We start from the raw sequence: 17,182 nt of genomic DNA on the forward strand, positions 1-17,182 counted from the left end.
CATGGAGCAGCAAAATCCTGATTTAAAACCCACCTTAATTAGTTTGTTGCAGCAACTTGGTTTGTACTCTCAAGCAACCAATATAGAACAAGACCAGCGCATAGATTCGCTAGATGTTATGGGTTTTGTGGGGCTGCTTAAAAAACACCATATTGCCTATTCGGTGCATCGTCACTTGCCTTCCTTAGTTTCTCAAGCGGCTCATCCTTTTGTACTGATATCTGATCATCATGCTCCTAAGTTGTTGCGTCGCCATGGTGAGCAACTGGAACAGTTTGAGCAGCAGTGGCAAGCCTGTGACCCCGCAACTATCGGTGAAGACGCGCATCTAATTATGATTGAGCGCTTGCCTCAGCAGGGATCTTCTGCGAAAGCTTTTGCCGAGCAAGTGAGCAAGCGAAGTAAATGGTATCGGCCGGTATTTTGGCTCAGTTTATTGTCTAGCTTGACGGGATTAGCCGTGCCGCTATTTACAATGGCAGTTTATGACCGTGTAATTGGCGGTCAAACACCTGAGGTATTGCCCAGTATTGCTTTAGGTGCGGCATTGGCCTTAAGCATTTTAGTTGCATCTCGCTTGATTAGAGCAAGAGTGATGTCCTCAGCGAGTAATCGCATGGCGAGAGATTTGTCTGAACTTACCTTTCACCGTTTGCTGAACATGCCGTTAATGGTGTTATCGCGAGTGGGCATTGCCAATCATGTGGCGCGTATGCGTAATGCAGAAAAAGTTCGCACTGTGTTATCTGGTCCTGCTGCAGGTGGCTTAATCGATTTACCTTTTACCTTCATCGCCTTAGCGACCATTACTTTGTTAAGTGGTTGGTTGGTGCTGGTTCCACTGCTGATGTTACTGGTGTTTTACCTACTTATGCGACTAATGCGCAGCTACATTCAAAGCGCTTCTCCTAAGGTATCTGGTGAGTATCAAAATGCGCTTAACGAGTTGGCTAAAAATCTCACCCAATTAAAAGCGGCCGGGCAAGTCGATGCTTGGACCACTAAGTTTGCCCGTTTATGCCGTGAGAATAGCCGGCAGAACTTTCGTTATGCGGCGCGCAATGGGCTAATGGCTGCCGTTGCTCATGCTTTAAGTCTATCCACTGCCTTGGTCACTGTTTTCTGTGGCATTTTCTTGGTGCTTAACCAGTCAATATCTGCTGGGGCGTTGATTGCCTGTGTCATGCTTATTTGGCGAATTACCGGCCCAGCGCAACTAGCGTTTAGCTCCACCCAAAAGTTCACCTTGCTAAAGGGGGCCGCTGAGCAGTTTGACCGATTTATGCAGGTGAAAACCGAAAATAGCGAACTGCGTTTAGATGTACCCGATATGAGCTGCGCACCTAGTGTGTCTTTTCAACATTTAACCTTGCGTTATGGAGCCGAAATGGAGCCGGCATTATCGGCCGTTAATGCTGAAATAGACGCTGGAGAAATAGTAGCAGTCATTGGTCCTAATGGCTGTGGTAAAACCTCATTGTTGCTATCAGCTTTAGGGGTAATTGAACCTCAAGCCGGTTATGTAGCAATAAACAACAAAAACATTCGCCAGTACGATCCGGAGCTATTGCGCTCATGGGCGGCTTATTGCCCGGCAGAGCCAGATTTATTTCCGGGCACTTTGGCTGAAAACCTACGAGTAGCAAATCCTGATGCCAGTGATGAACAATTAATTGATGCGTTGTTGGCTGCTGGTGGGCAAGCGTTATTTAGCGCGTTAAATGAACAGTTAGATGCGCCAATTGCAGGTGATGACAGTGCCATGCTATCGGCGGTAGAAGGTGGCTACATTTCTTTAGCAAGAGCACTACTAAAAGGGGCTCAGTACTTGCTGTTAGACGAGCCTTTAGCAAACCGAAACCCAGATGCTAAACGCCAATTTATTCGCACCTTAGAAAGCTTGCGAGGCAAAGCCACAATTATCTTCACCAGCCATGATCAAGAGCTAATTCAACTAGCCGACAAGGTAATAATTTTAGACAAAGGTACAGCCGCTTATGTTGGACCTATTCCTTCACAGCAGCCTCAAACCAACAGTGATACGGAGCAGTAAATATGGAACAGCGTCAATTGTCTAATCGTATTTGGCCAGAACATGAATTTACTGATGCCATTGAAGCCCCCGCGGAGAGAACGCTGATTAGGCGTATTGCGTGGTTTATTGCGTTGTCAGTATTGGGAATGCTGTTGTGGTCAATTTTTACCACTGTGGAAGAAATTGCTAAAGCCAAAGGGCAGGTAGTGCCACTGGGTCACCGACAAGTTATTCAAAGCCAGCTAGGTGGAACTTTAGCCTCTGTGAGTGTAGAGGAAGGTGACGTGGTTAAGCAGGGCGATGTACTTGCAAATTTTGTGGCCATTGATAGCCAGTCTTTAGAGGAAGAATTAGCCAGCAAACAAGCCAACTTAGAATTACGTATTGAGCGTTATAACGCCTTTGTTGAGCAGCGCCAAGCTAACTTTTCGGCATTTGAAGCAGAGTATCCTAAATTGGTGGCGCAGCATGTTTCAGCGCTTAAAAGGATGAATGCTGAGTTAGCTGCAACTTCAGCATTAACAGAATCGGAGATAGCTAAAGCTAAGGCAGAATTAGCAGCAGTAGAGAATGAAGTGCCAGCATTAAGTGATCAAATAGCGGCTTCTCGTAAAACTATCAACATGATGAAATCACCAGGTGGCATTCAGGTGGTTTCTAAATTACAGCTACTAGAAGCTCAACAAAAGCTCGACTCTTACATAAGAGAGCTAAAATCTTTAGAGGGTAAAGAACAAGTTTTAAGTAAAAGTCTAACTAACCTAAGTAAGCAACTAGATCAGAAAAATGCGGCTTTGTTCAATCAAGTAGGCGAAAAACGGGCTGAGGCTCAAGCCGAATTGTTAGGGGTTGAGGCGCGTTTAAAGTCTTCCGGTTCACAAGTTTCTCAAACTACTGTTTTGGCGCCGGTCGATGGGATTGTGCAATCTATTCCGACTACCTCCTCAGGCAGCGTAATTGCACCAGGCGGAACTGTCGCAGTAATTGTTCCCACTACCAAGGAAGCGCTAATCGAAGCCAAACTATCTCCACGTGATATTGGTTTTGTTACCGAAGGACAACCTGCAAGGGTGAAAATAGACGCCTTTGATTACAGCCGATATGGGGCATTAGATGGGATTGTGCAAAGGATTTCTCCTTCTACAGATACCGATGAGAAAGGGGGCGTTTTTTACAAAGTTAAAATAAGCATAGATAAACCCTATTTTAACGATGACCCTGAGCGCTTTGGCCTTATTCCTGGGATGACTGGTGAGGTGGATATTGTGACGGGGGATAAAACGGTATTTCAATACTTATGGAAGCCAGTATTTACCAACATAACCACTGCCTTTGGCGAACGTTAAGAGAGGTTTGTTATGACTAAGCAGCAAGATAAATCAGCCTCAAATGCCAAAGGCAAACTCTCTCTAGGTAGTAACAGCAACAACAAAGGTAAGGAGCTAAAAAAAGCCAAGCGTATTGATGAAGATGTTGCGCGACTTAAAGCTAAAGAACTCCGGGATGGAAAAACCGTAGGTTTAAGCAATCAAGATTTGGTTGCTGATAAATCTCATCAGCAACTGCTAAGTGAGCAGCAGGCTTTACCAGATGAGGGGTTATTGTCAGAAGCCACAAATCCGTTAGAGACAATTTCGAAAACCGGTAAAGGTGGGGAATCTGCTAATGCTAAATCCTCCGAATCCGATGACACTTCAAAAGCCGTTGCTGGCGCTGCCTTGGTGGAAGCTCCCTTAATTGATGGCAGCAAAGCGACAGCAAGAGTGGGTAAAGGAGGGGGTAGCAGTGCCAACTCTCATTGGTTTGCTGCACATTCATTTCTTAATCATGTTGGGGTTAAGGGTTTAACGAGCAACCAGTTGGCAAATGTTGAGGGTAATAATTATAAGCCCAGTGTGACAGTACAACAGCTTACTAAAGTTAATCACTCTCAAACTGACCAGCAGCAAGTACCTGTTATTCATGCTGAAGGGGCTCAGCAACAAAGCGGATCAGTAAAAGAAGATAAAGTGAGCGAGGTGAGCGGTCAGTTGCATGTTGCTGGTGTTGACGCTAACCAAGTAAGCTGGTCAGTTGAGTCAGGAAGTGGGGTTTATGGCCAGCTGGTTGTAGACTCTCATACTGGGCAGTGGCGTTATCAGTTGGATAATGTACTAGCTACGACCAATGCTTTGGCTGAAGGAGAGCACCATAGTGAGCAATTTGTTGTTTTAGTTAAAGACAATCTGCAGCATCAAATCAAAATGGTGGTTTCAATAGAGGTGGAGGGCAGTAATGATAAACCCCAAATCTCTGGTTTGTACCATGCCAACGTTACTGAGATGGCTGCACTTTCTGAAGTTGATGGTCAGTTATTCGCTAAAGATCCAGACCACAATGAGCAACTACAATGGGCAGTTAGCCACTCTCAAGGTCAATATGGCCGATTAACTATTAACCCTGATAATGGGCAGTGGCAATATCAGCTTGATAATAAGCAACCTGCAACCCTTGCGTTAATCGAAGGGCAAAAGGGGGTTGAGCACTTTGTTGTTAGTGTAACCGACAGTGCTGGTGAAGTAGTTAAGCAAGACTTAACTATTCAAGTTCTCGGCACTAATGAACAGGCGATCATTGGCGGAGGGTATAGTGGCTTACTCAGCGAAGATAAAGATGTTCATCAAGGGCAACTGCGCGCAGATGGTGTATTAACAGTTACGGATCTGGATAGCGGTCAAAACCAGTTCCAAGCCAATGTGCTACAAGGGCAGTTTGGTAGCTTATCTATTGACGAACTTGGCCATTGGACATACACAGCTGACAACTCACAAAGTTCAATTCAAGGCCTTAAAGCTGGTGAATCATTAACGGATACGTTATTGGTTCACAGCGTCGATGGCACCGAACAGAAAATCACTGTCACGATTGATGGTACCGATGATAAAGCGGTGATTGCTGGCACAGCAACGGCCTCGCTCACTGAAGATAAAGAGGTTCATAATGGCCTACTTCGCGTTGATGGGGCGCTGACTGTCACTGATGTTGATGCTGGAGAAAACCAATTCCAAGCAACATCTTTACAAGGGCAGTTTGGTACGCTGAGTATCAATAATCAGGGTCATTGGACTTACACTACTGACAATTCTCAGACTGCAATTCAAGGCCTTAAAAGCGGTGAGTCGCTTACCGATACCTTAGTCGTTCATTCAGTCGACGGCACTGAGCAAAAAATCACTGTCACGATTAACGGCACCGATGATAAAGCTATTATTGGTGGTACATCAACAGCATCACTGACAGAAGATAAAGACGTTCATCAGGGTCTACTTCGTGTCGATGGTGCACTCATTATTACAGATAGTGACAATGGCCAAGCCCAGTTCAGCGCGGAAACCCTGCAAGGTCAATTTGGCACACTGAGCATCAATAATCTCGGCCATTGGACCTACACGGCGGATAACTCACAAGCCACTATTCAAGGCCTGAAAACTGGTGAGTCAGTAACTGACACATTGCTGGTTCATTCTGTGGATGGCACTGAACAACAAGTCACCGTCACCATTAACGGCACCGATGACAAAGCCTTGATTGCTGGTATATCAACGGCCTCGCTCACTGAAGATAAAGACGTTCATGCTGGTCAGTTGCGCGTGGACGGTGCGTTAACCATTACAGATAGTGACAATGGCCAAACCCAGTTCAGCGCGGAAACCCTGCAAGGTCAATTTGGCACACTGAGCATCAATAATCTCGGCCATTGGATTTACACCGCGGATAATTCACAAGCGACCATTCAAGGGCTAAAAACCGGTGAATCTGTTACCGATACACTATTTGTTCATTCGGTTGATGGCTCGTCACAACAATTGACCGTTACGATTAATGGTACTGATGACAAAGCTATTATTGGTGGTACATCAACAGCATCACTGACAGAAGATAAAGACGTTCATCAGGGTCTACTTCGTGTCGATGGGGCGCTGACGGTAACGGATGCGGATAATGGTCAGGCACAATTTACCGCTACCTCATTACAAGGTCAGTTTGGTACTCTTTCTATCAATGAATTAGGTCACTGGACCTACACCGCTGATAATTCTCAAACCGCGATTCAAGGTTTAAAAACTGGCGAATCACTAACTGATACATTGTTGGTTCACAGCGTCGATGGCACTGAACAGAGAATTGCTGTCACCATTAACGGCACCGATGATAAAGCTCAAATCGCAGGCGCTTCAACTGCAAACCTGACTGAAGATAAAGACGTTCATGCGGGTCAATTGCGCGTGGATGGAGCCCTGACCATTACTGATAGCGATAACGGCCAAGCTCAGTTCAGCGCGGAAACTCTGCAAGGTCAGTTTGGTACTTTATCAATCAATGAGTTAGGTCACTGGACTTACACTGCGGATAACTCTCAAGCGACTATTCAAGGTCTAAAAACCGGTGAAGCCTTAACTGATACATTATTGGTGCATAGCGTTGACGGCACTGAACAAAAAATCACTGTCACGATTGATGGGACCGACGATAAAGCTCAAATCGCAGGCGCTTCTGCTGCAAACCTCACTGAAGATAAAGACGTTCATAGTGGTCAACTTCGAGTCGATGGTGCACTCACTGTTACCGATTTAGATAACGGCCAAAGCCAATTCGCTGCTACATCACTGCAAGGCCAGTTCGGTATCCTGAGTATCAACAATTTAGGGCACTGGTTCTACACCGCCGATAACTCTCAGCCGAGTATTCAAGGGCTTAAAACAGGTGAATCAGTTACTGACACATTGCTGGTTCACTCTGTTGATGGCGCTGAACAACAAATCACTGTCACCATTAACGGCACCGATGACAAAGCCGTGATTGCTGGTACTGCAACGGCCTCACTTACCGAAGATAAAGATGTTTATCAAGGGCAGATTAGAGCAGATGGTAATTTAAGCATCACCGATTCCGATGCAGGGCAGAGCCAGTTTGCGGCTACCTCATTACAAGGACAGTTTGGTACTCTTTCAATCAATGAATTAGGTCACTGGACTTACACTGCGGATAATTCACAAGCGACCATTCAAGGGCTTAAAACCGGTGAATCTGTTACCGATACACTATTTGTTCATTCGGTTGATGGTACGTCACAACAATTGACCGTTACGATCAATGGTACTGATGACAAAGCTATTATTGGTGGTACATCAACAGCATCACTGACAGAAGATAAAGAGGTTCATAGTGGGCAATTGCGTGTTGACGGTGCACTCACTGTTACCGATCCCGATGCAGGGCAAAGCCAGTTTGCGGCCACAACACTACAAGGCCATCTTGGTACGCTGAGTATCAATAATCAGGGGCACTGGATCTACACCGCCGATAATTCTCAGCCTACGATCCAAGGCCTTAAAAGCGGAGAGTCACTCACCGATACATTGCTGGTGAACTCCGTTGATGGCACTGAACAAAGAATCACAATAACTATTAATGGCACTGACGATAAAGCTCAAATCGCTGGCACCTCAACAGTAAGTTTAACTGAAGATAAAGAGGTTCATAATGGACAGTTGCGTGTTGATGGTATCTTTACGGTAACTGATCCCGATGCTGGACAAAGCCAATTTTCTGCCACCTCATTACAAGGTCAGTTTGGTACTCTTTCAATCAATGAGTTAGGCCACTGGACTTATACTGCTGATAATTCACAAGCGACCATTCAAGGGCTTAAAACCGGTGAATCTGTTACTGATACACTATTTGTTCATTCGGTTGATGGCACGTCACAACAATTGACCGTTACGATCAATGGTACTGATGACAAAGCTATTATTGGTGGTACATCAACAGCATCACTGACAGAAGATAAAGACGTTCATCAGGGTCTACTTCGTGTCGATGGTGCACTCACTATTACAGATAGTGACAACGGTCAAACCCAGTTCAATGCTGAAAGCTTACAAGGCAAATTCGGTACGCTGGCTATCAATAATTTGGGTCACTGGACTTACACTGCTGATAACGCGCAAGTGGCGATTCAAGGGCTCAAAACTGGCGAATCACTCACCGATACATTGCTTGTACATTCGGTGGATGGCACTGAGCAACAAATTACCGTGACCATTAACGGCACAGAAGATAAAGCAACCGTCACCGATGCTCAAACGGACATGAATTTACGCGGCGTTACTGAAGATCGCGGCTACATAGATACCCATTACGACCTGCACTATGACGGTCAATTAAACATTCAAGATCCCGATAAAGGCGATAACAGTTTTGACCCTAATATAGGTCCACAAACTTACCAAGGTATTGGTTACGATACTAAACTCGGTGGGCATATCTTACTCATGCAAGATGGCCACTACACCTATACGCTGGACAACCGTCATATTCAAGACCTTGCCGCCGGCGAAACAAAAACAGATTCGGCGATTATCCGCACCGCTGACGGCACTGAGCATACCATCAAACTTAGTGTACACGGCACCAATGATACTCCCACAGTGAGTGCACAGTCACAGTCTGTCACTGAGGGTGGCGCCATCCTAAATGGGCAGATGATAGGCCATGATATTGATACTGGTGCACAACTGCGTTATTCAGCACCACAGGTAGATGGACTCACATTAAACCCCGACGGCAGCTACAGCTTTGACCCTAGCCATGCAAGTTATCAATCACTAGCCTCTGGGGTAACAAAAACACTTACGATTCCTGTCACCGTCACTGATGAACATAATGCCAGCGCCACACAAAACCTTTCTATTAGCGTAACCGGCACCAATAATGCCGCCGTCATTGGTGGAGTTGATACTGGCGATGTCAGCGAGGGAACTGCTGGACAAGATATGTCGCCAGATTATGCTCAGCCAGGCATGGCTAAGTTAGGTCAAGCAGCACTAACAGCTGATGGCAAGTTAGATATTGTTGACCCCGATACAGGAGAGTCTCAGTTTGATCCTAAAGGCGGTGCCTGGAATAACTCTTACCATGGACAATATGGACACTTACTATTAAATCCAGATGGAACGTGGCATTACGATGTTACCGTAGGGAGTGTTGATTGGGTCGGAAATAGTAAGACAACAATCGGCACTGCCATTGATAAATTAGGTGAGCATCAAACGTTAACGGATACCATTACTGTATACGCTAAAGATGGTACATCTCACGACATTATTATTACCATTCATGGTGATAATGACCGCCCATATTGCTCTTCAGAAGTGCTGCTAGCTAGTGGCAAAGAAGATCTAGCTCAAACCATCTCTGTCGTTGATCTTTTAGCAAACACCATAGACGTGGATGCCAATGATGCAGGCAAACTCACCATTGCCAATCTACATGCTGATCATGGGTCTATTCTCACTAACCAAGATGGCACCTTTACCTTTACCCCAGACAAAGACTACAACGGTCAAGTCCATTTCAGTTATGACGTGAAAGATGCACATGGCGGCATCACCCACACCGGAGCGACAACAACACTTAGCGCGGTGAGAGACAGTGCTGTCATCACAGAGGTCAGTAGTGGCAGTATTACTGAAGATGGGGCCCACAGTAGTAATGTTAATGGCACCGTCACCGAGATTGCTAATGGTACCCTCAATGTCGTTGATCCCGATAGCGGTGAAAATGCATTTAGATATAGTCAATTTGGCGAAACAAAAATTCATGACCCGTTTGGTGGTCAGCTACGCATTGACAGTGCTGGTAGCTGGGCCTATAGCGTTGATAACGCCAACCTGCAGCATCTAGCACAAGGTCAAACTGAAATCGTAGTATATCGCGTACATAGTAAAGATGGTACACCCTACGATCTTCATATTAATGTCACGGGGACTAATGATGCACCCACTGTAAACCAAGTGCATCTAACCAATGGTACTGAAGATGTCAGTTACCAAATGCAAGCAAGCCAGTTTGGTTTTACTGACATAGATACTGGCGACACCTTACAGGCTATTACCTTAACTAACTTGCCAAGCGCAGCAGAAGGCAAATTTGTACTTGATGGACATGATGTATCAGCAAATCAGATTATCGATGTTGGAAATATCAGTAAGCTTCAATTTGTTCCAGCGAAAGACTTTAATGGTGATGTTCATTTCCGTTATACCGTGAATGATGGCCATGCCGATTCCGCTCCCGCAAGTGCAACATTGTCTATTAACCCCGTTAACGATCCATTAGTTGATAGTGGCACTAGAACATTAGCAACTCTCAACGAAGACAGTAGCCGCCATATTTCCACGGCACAACTGCTTGAACATTTGTCGGACCCAGACGGGTCACTGCAGGTTGTTGGTACCCCAACTTCACCCCATGGAACCTTTAGTGGCGACGCAATTCACGGCTACACGTTTACGCCTACTGCCAACTTTCATGGCGACAATGTCGATATTATTTATCAAGTTACCGATGGCACTAACCAAAGCACTGCCCATGCAAGTATTGATATTACCTCAGTGACCGATCCTGCTACGGTAAGTCTACATATTTCTGCAGAACAACAAGTCATGAGCTTTGGTTCTGGTGATAAAACAGCTTATGCCAAAGTAGATGGTATCGATGCCGGTGGCCCCATGCATGCAATGTCAGCCGAAATCACCTTCGTGCTCGACAATGGCCATCCGCCAAGCAATGCAGCGGTGCTATTGAACTACTCTGTACCCGGTGGCCATGATCAACAAAATACTATTACTTTTTGGAATGCCAGTAATCTGCAGTTTGCCTTTATGGGGCCGACAGTAGACACGGGAGTGAACTTACTTGATGGCAATACACATCGCTTAACGATGACATGGGATTCAGGTAGTGGTCATTTAGTGGTTTTTGATAACGGCCACATAATAAAACAACAAACGGTTAATCAAGGCGGTACATTCCCTAACGGCGGTACTTTTATCGCTGGCACACGAGACAATTCCGCGGGGGCTGATAATCCAACAGATTATACCGCTAGCCTTTCAGCAGGAGGCCGAGTGTTTTCCGCAACCATGGTCGATCATGCCGTGACGCCTGCATCTGTTGCTTTAGGTACCATAGCCCATGAGCCTAGTGGCGTTCTAACCAATATTATGGCCGATGGTAAAGGTAATTTTATTGATACCACGGGCCATCATACTGTAACAAGTGGCCCAGGTGCTCATACCGTAGTTGTGCCTGTTGATAGTAACGCAGGCACTGTCCCTAGAGGTGCGTTATTGCATCTACACCCTAACGTAGCTGTCAATGCTCCTGACGATGTTGTCACTAAACTCGAAATTAGCGGCTTAATTAAAGGCACACTCTTATCGGATGGTCACGGGCATCAGCACACAATAGCCAGCCTCAATGATAAGGTGGATATCCATGGCTGGAATACCGCATCGTTAACTGCGCAGTTGCCCCATGATGCCGCAACAAACATGAACGTAGCCCTTACTGCAACAACCCAAGCTCCTGATGGAAAAGAAGCAATTTCAATTGAACATGAAGGATTACAACTTGATCCTAGTAAGCCCATTCCAGATGCAACAATCACTGGCGATTCAACCGGTAATACCGATGAAGATCACTCAGTAAGCGGCCAGCTAACTGTCACCGATACTGACACTAGCCAAGCACACGTTGCTGCCAACGATATTAGTGGCACCTATGGACACTTAGCTATTAATTCAGCTGGCCAGTGGACCTTTACTCCAAATGCCACCGCTAATGCGTTAACCAAAGATGATCAGGTACACGAAACCTATACCGTTTCTAGTATTGATGGTACCCAACACCAAATCACCATCAACATTGATGGCCGTGACGATAACCCAATCGTTACTGAACTCGCAGCACCTAAAACCGTTATTGAAGACGGCGGACACGACCACGTTCGCACTTCAGGCATGCTAAGTATCAGCGATCCAGATACTGGAGACACCCATAGCATTACCGAACAAACCGATGTGTTGGGTACATATGGACACTTTACAATTGCAGCCAATGGCGGCTGGCATTACGAACTTGATAATGCTTTAGCTGCTACTCAAGCCTTAACCGAAGGGCAACACGTTACCGAAACATTTAATGTAGTCGTTACCGATAATGAAGGTGGTCAAACAACTCACACCATGCACTTTGACGTACAAGGTAGCAATGAAGCACCAACGATTGCGACACAAGTCATCCATGCTATTGAAGATGTTAGTTATCACTTTACTGATGTTGACTTTGGTTTTACTGACAGCGATGGCGGCAGTTTAAGCAGTATCACCATTACGGAATTACCCGCTGCCAGTTTAGGTGTGCTGCATCTAAATGGTGCTGCCGTAACGGTTAACCAAGTCATTAGCCAAACGGATATTGCTAATCTGATATTTACCCCTGAACAAGACGTTAACGGTAGAGTTAACTTTAAGTACTCAGTTAATGATGGCCATGACAACTCATCGGTAGCAACGGCTGAAATTGATATTGCAGCAAGAAATGATGCACCGACCTCAGTTCATCTAAGTGTTAGGGATATTGAAGACCATAGCCATACTTTCAGTAAAAATGAATTCAGTTTTGCTGATGTTGATACGGGCGATACATTGCAGCACATTACCATCACTCACCTGCCAAATCCTGCACACGGTAGTTTGTTATTAGATGGCCGAGCAGTGATTGCTGGCCAGCAAATTGATGCTGATAACATCGATAAATTGGTCTTTACGCCGGTAACAGATTTTAATGGCGAGTCTGCGTTTAAGTACTCAGTAAGCGATGGCAGCCTAGACTCAAAAGAGTACACTGGCGCAATCCACATTTCAGCAGATAACGATGCGCCAACTTTCTTAGCAGGTGGGCAATTTGCATCACTGCCCATCTCAGCGGCTTACGAATTTTCGGGTAATCAAGGCACCGATCTATCAGGCCGAAGTAATCATGCCGTGCTAAGTGGCACCATCACAGCCACCACAGGTGCTGATGGCACGCCAGATTCAGCAGTGCAATTTCATGGTGATAGCGGTGCCAAAATCGAGGTCCCGGATTTACAATATGGCCAAGGTATTACGGTATCCGCCACGGTAAAATTTGACTCAATAGCTGACAGTTATTCCAGAGTGTTTGATTTTGGTAATGGCCAAGCCAAAGACAACATTTTGCTCACCCATAGTGGCACCACCGATACACTGCAGCTCGAATTCATCGACGCTGCGGGTCAAAAGCATGACCTAATGGTGCCTCATGGGGTCACCTCGGGCCAATGGATGAAACTGACTGCGACCATTAGTCATGATGGTCATATGGCACTGTATAATAATGGCCAGCTATTAGGGGAAACCGATAGCGGCGCAGAGCTTCCCGCTACCGCTAGAAGTCAAAATTTCATTGGCAAGAGCCACTGGTCACAAGATGGTAACCTGCATGGTGCTTTTGATAATTTTGCGGTGTTTGATCAGGTCATTTCTCCTGCACAAATTAAAGCACTTGCTTCAGCAAGTAACTTGAATGATCTGCTACATAAGTACGATCAAATAGACCACGACCAATTTCACGCAACAGTTAACGTCAATCAAAGCTTTACCATCAATCAAGATGATATTTTAAACCAAGCCACTGATATTGATGGTGATACCTTATCGGTATCCCACGTATCCATTGCTGGGAATCACGGCACGATTCACGATAATGGTGATGGCACTTGGACCGTTACCCCTCAATCCAACTATCGCGGTGAATTGAAAATCGAAGTCGACGTGACCGATGGGCAAGAAACTCTACCTGCGCACCTAACAGTTCAAGTGGGGAATGCCAGCATCACCGGTGATAGCAAGTTAACTACCGACGAAACCCATGCCGTTTCGGGTCAACTTACAGTGACCGACCCCGATACCAACCAAGATCACTTCATCGCTCAAGTGCTGCCTAGCAGCCATGGGGAATTTAGTATTGATACCACTGGTCATTGGCAATATACGCCTAACAAAGCTGCACAAGCGCTGTCACAGGGCCAAAGTGCCACCGATATCGTTACAGTTAAGACTGCCGATGGCACCCAACATCAAATCAGCGTCGACCTCACTGGTAGCGACACCGCGCCAACCACCGTCACCACCGATTTAGGCAAGGTTGAATCTGGCCACACACACGACTTTCAAGCAACTGATTTACTTGCGAATGTTACCGATGTTGATACCAGCACCGCGGGATTATCGATTGTGGCAGGTTCACTGCTCTCTCCCCATGGAACGGTAGTAACCAATCCTGACGGCAGCTATAGCTTTACTGCAACCCCAGGCTTTGTTGGTAACGATTTAGCCATTAGTTTCAAAATCAGCGATGGTCATAACACTATTGATGCCAACGCAATAATTGATGTCACGCCGCCTCTGGCAATTACCAGATTAGAATATGATACCGGTGTCAGTGACAGTGACTTTGTTACTAGCGACGGCCACATAATCTTATACGGAACTGGCGAGCCCGGTAGCACTATCATGGGCAGTGGGATTCTCAGCGGTCCTAAAGCAATTGTCGATGCAAATGGTCATTGGAAAATGGATGTCAGCGCAACAGATCGCGCCGATGGTACCTATACGCTGACCGTATTTGAAGTAAAAGCTGATGGCAGCTATGCCCAAGCCCATCATAAAATCACTATAGATACTGCTAAACCAACGCTGTCTATCGACCCTATCTCCAATGACGATTGGGTAAATCATCATGACCATCAGCAGGATTTAACTATTACAGGTGCCACAACCCATGTGGCTGATGGCAATTCGGTTGATGTGATTGTGGCTGGTACACACTATAGCGCCAGCGTTAACAATAACCATTGGCAATTGACCATTCCTGCCAACCAAGTTGCCAATATTGGCGACAACGCCTATCAAGTTCATGCTGAGGTTGTCGCTACAGCAACTGGCGATAGCGCTCATGAACAGAGGCAACTGGTGGTTTCAGCTGATCTCAGTACGCTGGTACAAACTCAAGCTGTCGAGGAGGACAGTAAGACTACTGCGACAGGAACTTTATTTGCTGTTGGCGCTAGTGAAACCGTAACCACTACCGGAGTGCTACAAGGCAACTATGGCACCTTACACATGAACGCCGATGGTAGCTATCACTACACATTGGACAACCAAGCTGCCGCGATTCAGCAAATGGGGCAAACAGATACCCATGCAGATAACTTTTTCATCAGTTATACCAATAACCATGGCGACACCAAGCATGCCGTGGTCAATATTGGTATTCATGGCACCAACGACGCGCCTCTGCTAACAGGAACCTTTGAAATATCCCGTTCAATTACCACGGGCTCAATGACCAACACCCACTCTTACGGCTATATCAATATTGATGACATTGATAACGCTGACAACCTCAACGTCGAGTACATAGATAATCAAGGCGGCCACCATCAATTGGATTTCACTCCAGGCAACCGCAATATAATTGATGTACAGGGCATTGGTTACTTTAATATTGATGCCGACGGTCGCTGGGACTTTACCTTTAGCCACAGTGGTCCGGAGCGAGACAAACTCAATCAGGAGGTGGCTGCAGGTAAAATTCATACCGAAACCGTTACCCTCAAAGTTACCGATGGCAGCGGTGAGAGCCGAGAAGAACATCTAACAGTACACATTGGTGACGGTAAAACCGGGCCGCAAATTTTCGGCGCGTCCGAGTCTGTGGTTACCGAAGATAAAGTCACACGCTCGCACGGTTTACTCGATTTATTAGTTGGTGATGTCAAAGTCGCCAGCGGTGTCACCTGGGCATTGCAAGCCGGAACACGTCCGCAATACGGTGACCTAACCTTAAGTAGCGATGGCAGTTGGCAATATCAGGCCCACAACGATTCGGCTCGTGTGCAGGCCTTGGCTCAGGGTGAGCGACTTGAAGAAACAATAATGGTGACCGCTACCGACTCTCTTGGTCACAGCGTAGACCAAGCCATGAAGTTAGTGATCATCGGTACCAATGATGTACCTGTTGTTGGTCATGCCCTTGCTAATACGGTTGTTGAAGATCATCTGCTCACTCTGAGTAAAGCTGATTTACTTGCTAACGTTCACGATACAGACGCTAAAGATGTGCTTGATGTAAGCCATTTATCAATAGTCGGTGGTGGTACTATCACCCAACAAGGTGACCATTGGGTTATTAATCCAGGGGTAAATTATAATGGGGAATTACGCTTAAATTATACGGTGACCGATGGTCATGTAGCGATAGATAACACTATGGCGATTCATGTGTCGCCTGATGCCGATACTCCTACCATGATATTTACTAAGCATGTCGGTGATTTAGCTTCGCCACTCGATACTATGGCGATTTCAGGGAATGAAAATTCTGATTTAGCACTTAATATTAACGTATCCAGTCCAGATACAAATGAAACGCTCACAGTTGAAATCACAGGCGTTCCACCAGGGGCTTCGCTATCTGCGGGGACTGAAATTAACGGCATATGGACACTACAACAAAGCGAATTAACTAACCTCAAAGTTATTCCTGAAGCTGACTTTCATGGCCATTTTGATTTAAATGTTTCAGCAATTAGTCATGATGGCAGTGAACAGGCTTCGGTTAGTCAAACTATTGGAGTTGATGTACTAGCGGCACCTGTACTGGCCGGAATAGGGCAATCAGATGCTCCACAAAGTGACACTGAAACAGATACGCTGACCTTTAGTTCAAATGTTGATGCGGATTTATCCAACGTGGCAAGCACCGGAGTTCTCAATGATCCTATTGCTCCGGTAGACCACTACTTTCAAATGTTGGGAATGAGCAGAGATAATACGCCGTTGGAGTCTTCCGATGGCGACCAAACAGATCTACTACCTGAATTTAACGTAGACAACCCTTTAGCTGATGCAGATGATTTAGCATTACAATCGGCGGATCCGTTTGACAATCCATTGGCTGAAGGTGAGGACCAACATCATCAACTTGATGATGCCCAAGGCAATAATCATAGCCATAGCCAACTTGTTGATGATAATACGGCTGTGGATAGTCATGATGATGAGCTGTTGCATTCGGCGCTCAACAATATGCACAATCAATGGTAAATATATCGAATGTTGTTTGAGCTAAATGTAATATCAAATATTGCACTAAAATAAGGCGATATGTTAATTCTTAGCAAAATAAACTAAAAGGGGATGGTGAGGTAGTTTTTTCTCTTGGTGTTCACTAAGT

At 45.7% G+C, this 17,182-nt stretch carries 3 protein-coding genes; all 3 read left to right on the forward strand.

Annotation, left to right across the window (positions count from 1 at the left end; translation table 11 throughout):
• Position 1: 1 nt before the first annotated feature.
• Genes K5620_RS07225 through K5620_RS07235 form a run of 3 tightly spaced genes read left to right on the forward strand, consistent with a single transcriptional unit; the run spans position 2 to position 17,052 of the window.
• Complete coding sequence (locus tag K5620_RS07225; protein WP_016402824.1) at positions 2-2,053, forward strand: peptidase domain-containing ABC transporter; 2,052 nt, start codon at positions 2-4, stop codon at positions 2,051-2,053.
• 2 nt (positions 2,054-2,055) lie between these two features.
• Entirely contained in the window at positions 2,056-3,381 is a 1,326-nt protein-coding gene (locus K5620_RS07230) for an HlyD family type I secretion periplasmic adaptor subunit (RefSeq protein WP_016402825.1), read from the forward strand.
• A 12-nt stretch (positions 3,382-3,393) separates the two neighbouring features.
• Positions 3,394-17,052, forward strand: a complete 13,659-nt coding sequence (locus K5620_RS07235) for a VCBS domain-containing protein (protein ID WP_221077463.1) — start codon at positions 3,394-3,396, stop codon at positions 17,050-17,052.
• Positions 17,053-17,182: the final 130 nt, after the last annotated feature.

The sequence above is a fragment of the Agarivorans albus genome (genome assembly GCF_019670105.1).
Taxonomy (GTDB): Bacteria; Pseudomonadota; Gammaproteobacteria; order Enterobacterales; family Celerinatantimonadaceae; genus Agarivorans; species Agarivorans albus.